Genomic DNA, 1,138 nt, shown 5'->3' on the forward strand with positions numbered 1-1,138 from the left:
TACTCGCGCAGATCCGCCAGGCTGCTCTTGCCGGCTTCGAAGTCGCGGCCGGCGCCGGCATCGAAGCTGGCGTAGCGATCCTTGCGCCAGGTTTCCAGCGGCGAGTTCTCCAGCAGCGCATGCGCCACTTCCAGGCCACGGGCGAACGCGTCCATGCCGCCGATGTGGGCCAGGAACAGGTCCTGCGGATCGGTCGATTCGCGGCGCACCTTGGCATCGAAGTTCAAGCCGCCCGGCTGCAAGCCGCCCTGGCGCAGCACCACCAGCATCGCGCCGACGGTGTCGTACAGGTCCATCGGGAACTGGTCGGTGTCCCAGCCGTTCTGCGGGTTGCCGCGGTTGGCATCGATGCTGCCCAGCATTCCGGCGTCGGAGGCCACCTGCAGGTCGTGTTCGAAGGTGTGACCGGACAACGTGGCGTGGTTGGCTTCGATGTTGAGCTTGAAGTCCTTATCCAGGCCGTGCTGGCGCAGGAAGCCGGCCACCGTGGCGCTGTCGAAGTCGTACTGGTGCTTCATCGGCTCCATCGGCTTGGGTTCGATCAGGAACACGCCCTTGAAGCCGATGCTGCGGCCGTAGTCGCGCGCCATCGTCAGGAAGCGGCCCATGTGGTCCTGCTCGCGCTTCATGTCGGTGTTGATCAGGCTGGCGTAGCCTTCGCGGCCGCCCCAGAACACGTAGTTCTCGCCGCCCAGTTCCACCGTGGCCTCCAGCGCGGCCTTGACCTGCACCGCGGCGCGGGCGACCACGTCGAAGTCCGGATTGGTGGACGCACCATTCATGTAGCGCGGGTGGCTGAACAGGTTGGCCGTGCCCCACAGCAGCTTCATGCCGGTGGCCTGCTGGCGCTCCTTGGCCAGGGCGACCATGTGCTTGAGGTTCTTCTCGTACTGACTGATCTCCTCGGCATCCGGGGCCAGGTCGATGTCGTGGAAGCAGTAGTACGGCACGCCCAGCTTGGTGAAGAACTCGAACGCCGCGTCCACCTTGGCTTCGGCCTTCTGCAGCGGGTTGCCGTTGCCGGCATCCCACGGGTAATGGCGCGTGCCCGGACCGAACGGATCGTGGCCGGCGTTGCAGAAGCTGTGCCAGTAGCACACCGCAAAACGCAGGTGCTCGCGCATGGTCTTGCCGCCGA

Annotated in this window: 1 protein-coding gene; it reads right to left on the reverse strand. The window is 65.7% G+C overall.

Annotation, left to right across the window (positions count from 1 at the left end; translation table 11 throughout):
- Positions 1-1,138: xylose isomerase (xylA, locus tag AB6O04_RS20665; RefSeq protein WP_368566310.1), on the reverse strand; the 1,138-nt coding region annotated here is incomplete at both ends.

The sequence above is a fragment of the Pseudoxanthomonas sp. UTMC 1351 genome, assembly GCF_040948865.1.
GTDB lineage: Bacteria > Pseudomonadota > Gammaproteobacteria > Xanthomonadales > Xanthomonadaceae > Pseudoxanthomonas_A.